The sequence below is a fragment of the Planctomycetia bacterium genome (assembly GCA_016795155.1).
Taxonomy (GTDB): domain Bacteria; phylum Planctomycetota; class Planctomycetia; order Gemmatales; family HRBIN36; genus JAEUIE01.
The window spans coordinates 1-6,170 of record JAEUIE010000065.1; the positions used below are offsets into that span (position 1 = coordinate 1).

The 6,170-nt window shown below is 53.7% G+C and carries 3 protein-coding genes; all 3 read right to left on the reverse strand.

Annotated elements, in window-relative coordinates; genetic code table 11:
• Nucleotides 1-279: 279 nt before the first annotated feature.
• Entirely contained in the window at nt 280-819 is a 540-nt protein-coding gene (locus JNJ77_21635; protein ID MBL8825204.1) for a sigma-70 family RNA polymerase sigma factor, read from the reverse strand.
• A gap of 293 nt (nt 820-1,112) precedes the next feature.
• Nucleotides 1,113-1,346, reverse strand: coding sequence for a hypothetical protein (locus JNJ77_21640; protein ID MBL8825205.1), 234 nt, complete (start codon nt 1,344-1,346; stop codon nt 1,113-1,115).
• Nucleotides 1,347-1,450: 104 nt separating this feature from the next.
• Nucleotides 1,451-5,833, reverse strand: coding sequence for an SUMF1/EgtB/PvdO family nonheme iron enzyme (locus tag JNJ77_21645; protein ID MBL8825206.1), 4,383 nt, complete (start codon nt 5,831-5,833; stop codon nt 1,451-1,453).
• Nucleotides 5,834-6,170 lie beyond the last annotated feature (337 nt).

Below are 6,170 nucleotides of genomic sequence, written 5' to 3' on the forward strand. Positions count from 1 at the left end.
TCCGCCTCCGCCAGCAAACGCTTCAGACGGGCGTTCTCCTTCTCCAGGTCTTTCGTAGCCGTCCGGTAAACTGACGCCTTATACGCTGTGTTAAGTTAGTGGCTTTCTTCGAGGGAGGAGAGCCACCATGGCGAGTCGTAATCAGGTGCGGCAGCAGCGTTGTCAAGCGGTGCTGACGCAGTACGTCTCGGATCGATGGGCAACAGACGTCTCCCAAGGGGCTTCTATCTAGCAATGCGTCGAAATCGGGGCCAGCTGTCGAAAAATAACCAAAATAAGCTACTCGCGGAGTTTGTCCTGCAGCCAGGCACGGGCGTAAGTCCATTTTTGCCGAGCTTCATAGACGGTAATGCCCATGGCTAAAGCGATCTGTTCGTGATGAAACCCGCCGAAATGCCTGAATTCCATGACCCGGGCGATGGTGGCATCTTCGGACGCAAGCAGAGTTAATGCCTCGTCGAGTGCCAGAAGCCGATCATCGGCAGTTGTCGCGGCAAAATCACCCATCTCGACACGGTGCAGTCCGCCTCCATACTTAAGTCGGGCTTTATGTCGTGCATGATCGACCAGAATGCGGCGCATGGCCTCGGCTGCAGCTGCAAAGAAGTGCCCGCGGCCGTCGAACTGCTGGTCACCCACCAGACGCAGGTACGCTTCGTGAACCAGCGCGGTTGCGTCAAGTGTGTGACCCGGGGCTTCCGCAGCCATGCGCGTGGCCGCAAGCTTCCTCAACTCGTCGTAAACGAGCAGGAGTAGGTTGGCTGCAGCTTGGCGATCTCCATTTTGGGCAGCTTCGAGAAATCGGGACACTTCGGACATGAGCCGAGTGTAACCACGGGGGTGAAAGCGGGCAACGAGAAAGCAGCGGTTGGGGCCATCAGCAGCGCCACCGGACGGCTACGAAACATCCCCTTATTCTTATCCTGCCAGTTGATGAGATATCTGATTTTCAGCTTACCTTTGGTGGTGTTAGAGTGCAAACACCTACCCGCTCTTCTTTTTGTGCATCGTAACTGAGTTCCTGGTGCTCTTCGATGGATTGCAGCCCTTGCCCAAGTTCCATACTCGTTATCTGCACGGTTACTAAGTCCGCGGGTTTGATTCGCTGCCCATCATGGCGTCTTAGGTGGCTGGTTTTCTGCTTTCGTTGTGTCTTTGCTGAAGGGCCAAGGAGAGTATCCACCACCAAGTGATGCAATAAGCCAGACGAAAAAGGTCAGTACGTTGCCAATCCATTGCTTTACACTTGTCTGCTTGGAGGTGCGATAACAGATGATGGTTACTGTTAGGATGACGATAAGTGCGACAAACACACAAAAAAGAAGTGCTGCAAATGCTTGATCCATTTCATGCCGCCAATCTACAAGAGAGAATCAGATCATACATCATTGCGATGACAGTTAATTCACGATGCTCACGACGATTAGGCCATCGTCATTTCTTTTATTTATTATCGCACACCTTCGGCGTGTGGTAATGCAGTTGCAAAGCTGAGTGGTAAAGTCCGTGACACTCGAAAATCAGTATTAAAGAACTTGAATCTGGGGACAATTTTGAAACGAAAGGCTGTACGCAGGTAAGAAGCAGGATCTACGAACGGTCCGCCACGCATCACTCGGTCATTATTTGGGTTGATTGATGTAATTTCTTCAGTATCGATGGACGCGAAGTTTTCCTTTGTTTGCGGATAGCGAAAATAAGCATCCTGGCACCACTCCCAATTATTGCCATGCATATCAAAAAGCCCCAAGTCATTTGGTTTCCGGCAACCCACCGGATGGCTCTTGTTCATTGAGTTTGAGGAAGTCCACGCATATTTGCCAAGCATTTCTACAGAATCCCCAAACGAATATGCCGTATCAGTACCGGATTTGCAGGTATATTCCCACTCTGCTTCAGTTGGCAAGCGATAACCTGTTCGCTTTAAGTAATCGGTGGACATTGTCATGCCTTCTGCATACTTGCCCTCATCATTTGGCACATAGCACCACTGCTCTTTTGGGATACCTTCCTGTTCACTCAGCCAGTTACAGTAAGCCGCTGCGTCATACCAGGAAACATTATTCACCGGGCAATTACCTGTTTGAGCATAGTCCTTTTGATACTGGTGTTCTTTTCGAAATCGGAGAAACTGATCCACCGTTACTTCCTTCGATGCAATCGCAAAGTTGCGGTCGATTTGTTTCCGATGGCGTTGTTCTCCCTCACCCATCCAGAACACTCCGGGCTTGGGAATGACCACCATCGTGTCACCCTGGCGATTGAGATACCACAGGCGCTTACCTTCTACCTTTCCAGTCGCCAACACTTGGTCGATTTTCTTCAATTCCTCCGACGCCTGCCACTGGCGTAACAGCCATTCTACCGCGCCATGAATTCCCGAATGGGGATCGTCTCGATAGAGTTTCAGTAAATAAGGTAGATGGCTTCGGCGGTCAAACTGGTGCAATCGATCCAGTCCATATTCCCCCAGGCTTTGCAGGATGGCTTGTTTGATAAAGGGTTCCTGCTCCTTTACCAACCGGGTGAGCAAGACATTGTGATCGACCCCAGCAGGGGCAAATCGGTCGATCAAGTAGCTACGCAGAGTAGGATCAGGACTATGCCTTAGCAGCGGCCAGACTTTCTCGCTCCTTTCCATTACCATCAAGGCTACGCCGATACTGGCTTGTTTCCTAGCGAGATCAACTTTTGAATCGACTGTGGCATTGACAGCGGGTTTCTCGTCTAACTGCTTTTCCAGTCGGGCAAAAGCCTCGGGGGTATCAAAAGCATAGGTGTCGAATACTTTGGCAATGAGAACTCGTGAAGGGAGAGAACGATTTTCATCAGTGATAAAGTCAGCCAGGGGAGGGATCAACCAGCGACGTACGCCCTTCAGGGCCTCCGTCCACGGGGCGATCACAAACGGTTCCTGGTTCATCAGCGTGGCCGCCACATCACCACTGACCTTTTCCCATCGTGTATCGTCAGGGGTAAACGCAGACAAAGCGACAGAAGCCCGGAGTCGCTGCCCCGGTTCGGTTTTCGGGTTCTCCAGCAGTTTCCACCATCGGTCGGTGAGATCAGCTTGATGCTCGAGCAAAGCACCCCGTATCAGCACGGCTTCCTGTGGCTCTGCCTGTAGCATTCTGTTCGCAAGGTATTCCACCTGACCTGCATCCGTCGGCAACAGGGCGAGGCTGGCACGCAATTGCTTACGCGGGTCGTTCTCCTTCTCTGCCTGGGCATAGGCTTCCTGTACCAAGGGATTCACCCAGCGGCGGTATCCTGTCATCTCGTTGACAATCCCAGGCACATCGGCAATGGTCGATTCCAGCAGGCGATCCCGAAGCCGTCGCGCCTCCAGCCGCCCATAGCCTTCCCAACTTCCAAGCCCAATGAGGGTTAGAATCACAGCAACGAGTAGGCCCCGCAACACATGATAACGACTTGCCTTCGCCATCATCTTTTGCTGAGGGATCGTCCATTTCTTCCTGTTTGTCAACCACCGAATACTGGCCCATTGCCAGAGCGATGGGAGTTGCCGATTCTCCGGGCGAGCGTTCCAGACACCAGCCCGATCTGCCAGCAGGAGTTCGGCACGGCCCCGCCGAGTTTCCTTCTGTTTTCGGGTCAGCCATTCCCGCAAGGAATGAACAAGATAATCGTGAGTGAGTTGGTAGTACTTATGACCTGGTTGCGATGACGAGACCGAGGACTCCTCTTTGCCTTCTGGATCAGTGGGAGTAATGAGTCGTATTTCACTATCGAGAATACGAATGAGGTCATCAAAGTCTTTCGGACGGTTGCCGTAGCCCGACGCCTCCAGCAATTCGGCATATGATCTCATGTGGCCTTTGATGTCACTGCCGGTTTCAGGTAATAGGGCTTTCAGGTCGGCCCGGGCAGCTTTCTGGTGATAGCGATGTTCCGGAGGAGCACTCGCTGCACTGAAAGTCTCTTCAAGGAAAGTCACACCGACTCCCTCGGTGCCACCAACAGCCTTCAGCGAGGCGGGTGTCCATGCTTTACCTTTCATCATCTCGGCAAAGAGGGCCAGCCGCACGCAGATGACTTTACCTTCCTGAGCTAAGCCGTTCACAGCCTGTTCGAGAAACAGTTTCTGATCCTTACTGGCATCGGTGGCTGTATCCGGCAATACACCGAATGCTCGTCCAAACGCTGCCAGTACTTTCTCTGCATGACGAATCGGAAAGAGATCAACCGCAGCTGAGTTCTGGCCTTCAACAAGGCGTACTTCCAGCTCCCGCATGAACCGTGTCGCCGCCATCCAGAAATCATCGCGCACCATGACGATGCACTGCACCCGTCCGCCATTGCACTGCCGCAGAGCTTGCACCAGGTCTGTGTTCTGCTCTTCCTTCTTCGCATGCAGCCACTGCTCGAACTGATCGAGAATGATGACCACTTTCTTACCCACAGGAATGCCCTGACCTCGCCGCAACGCCGTCAGCGTTTCTTTCAGGCTCAGTTGCTCTGCCAGTGCAGGACAGCGTTTGCGCAAGCCGTTGAGTAGACGAGTCTCTGTTTCGTCAGCAGTGGCTTCCACGTAGACGGCAATGACACGATCGGATAACCGAGGCAATAATCCTGCCTTGACCAATGACGATTTGCCACAGCCGGAAGGCCCATAAATCAAGCCTACGCTGAAGGTATTGTCAGCATCAGTTTCTTCGATCCGAGTCTTCCAAAACCGCAGGCTGTCCGGCAATCCATCCCGGTCACGTGGGCCGGGGAGCAGTTCGAGGAAGAAGTCGGCATCGTGGGCATCGAACGAGCGCAAGCCTTTCGGTACGATCTTGATGGGCTGGTGATCCGAGGTTGGCGTGATCGAAGACGTGCCGGATCGGCCAGATGCCATGGCCGTGGATGTTGGCTGCAAGATTGGCGTAATCGCAGGGGTAGTCAAGTCCGTTGCATTGTTGGACTGATGGCTGATAGTCTGCTCGGCCAGAAAGTGCCGCAGGTCATCAGCCATGTCCTTGGCGGTCGTGTAACGCTCCGACGCTCGTTTCGACAATGCTTTCAGGCAGATACGCTCCAGTTCTTTCGGGATGTTTTCATCGTACTGACGGGGTGGACGTGGCTCGAAGCTCGTCACCTGTTCCATCAAGTCCACTTGCGAGTCAGCACGGAACGGCTGGCGCCCCACCAGCAGTTCATAGAAGACCACTCCCAGGCTGAAGATGTCGCTGCGGCCATCCACACGGTGTCCTTCGCCACGGGCCTGTTCCGGCGACATGTAAGCAGGCGTGCCAGCATAGCGAGGCCCCTTGCCGACATCCTGTTCACGCAGAGCCAGGCCAAAGTCAGCCACGAAGGGCTTGCCTTTTTTGTCGAGCAGGATATTACCCGGCTTGATGTCCCGATGCACCAGCCATTGCTTGTGGGCATGGTGCAGTGCCTCCGCCACCGTCGCCACCAGTTCCACCGCTTCCGTGATGGATGGCCGGCTCTGTTTGAGCCTCGAAGCAAGGTCGGTACCGTCAATGTATTTCGAGACCACAAAACAGGGACAGTCCCCGGTGCTGCCTACATCATATACTGGAACGATGTTGGGATGATCGAGGTTGGCAACGGTACGGGCTTCCGTCAGGTACGCTTCAGCATCTTCCGAACGATCTACCAGCGTGCGATGTGGCACCTTGATGGCCACCAGCCGCTGCAACTGGTCATCATGGGCCAGATACACCAGCCCGAAGCCACCCTTGCCGAGTACTTTCTCAATGCGATAGCGCCCGATCTGCGACGGGGGGCCCGCAGCGGGATCAGCAGCAGGCACTGGTGCGCCACCCGGCTGATAGGCACCTGTGAGTTCAGGGTCGTGCATAGATCAGTTGGCTCATCGACTAAGGGGTTTCGTCAATGTGGGTATTCTAATGGACGGTGCAGGACGTGAGCACTAGGAAACTGATCTACCAGCAAGAATGCTGGAAGATGAATCAGGGTAATACATGGCAGCTTTGAACTTGGCGTTCTCTCTATTCTGCGGACATGCAACTTGTTACCTGTCCCGCTCGAATTAGTCTTCTCCCAATTCTTCATCCCTTTACACGGCAACTCGACTGCGACTGGAGCCATCAGCAGCGTCACCGGATGGCTACGGTCTTTCAGACGCTTCGCCTGATCGATCTTCACGCCGCCATATTTCTTACGCCACCGGTAGT